Raw genomic sequence first — 465 nt, forward strand, 5'->3', positions numbered from 1 at the left:
GTCGATCGTGGCAAAAACCTGGTGGGCGTCCCCGGCGGCGAAGGCGTCGACGATCTCGTCCAGGAGAGCCTCTGGGGTGTAGCCGAGTAGGGCCGCCGCCTGCTCGTAGCTGACGTGGCCGTCAGCAGCACCGCCGAGAAGCTGATCGAGCACCGAAAGGCTGTCTCGCACCGACCCACCACCGGCACGCACCACCAGCGGCAGGACGGCGTGGTCGACGTCGATCCCCTCCTTGCCGCATAGCTCAGCCAGATACTCGACGAGCACCTTCGGCGGCACAAGGCGGAACGGGTAGTGGTGAGTCCGGGAGCGAATCGTCCAGATGACCTTTTCCGGTTCTGTGGTGGCGAAGATGAACTTGACGTGTGGCGGGGGCTCCTCGACGAGTTTCAGCAAGGCGTAAAAGCCCTGCGGGGTGACCATGTGGGCCTCATCGATGATGAAGATCTTGTAACGCGAATGTAC

1 pseudogene is annotated in these 465 nt (G+C 63.0%); it reads right to left on the reverse strand.

Features of this window, described 5'->3' with window-relative positions:
* Positions 1–465: pseudogene (locus NMG46_RS29595) on the reverse strand (DNA polymerase III subunit gamma and tau); the annotation flags it as partial.

It is taken from the genome of Mesorhizobium sp. LMG 17147 (assembly GCF_024297145.1).
Lineage (GTDB): Bacteria > Pseudomonadota > Alphaproteobacteria > Rhizobiales > Rhizobiaceae > Mesorhizobium.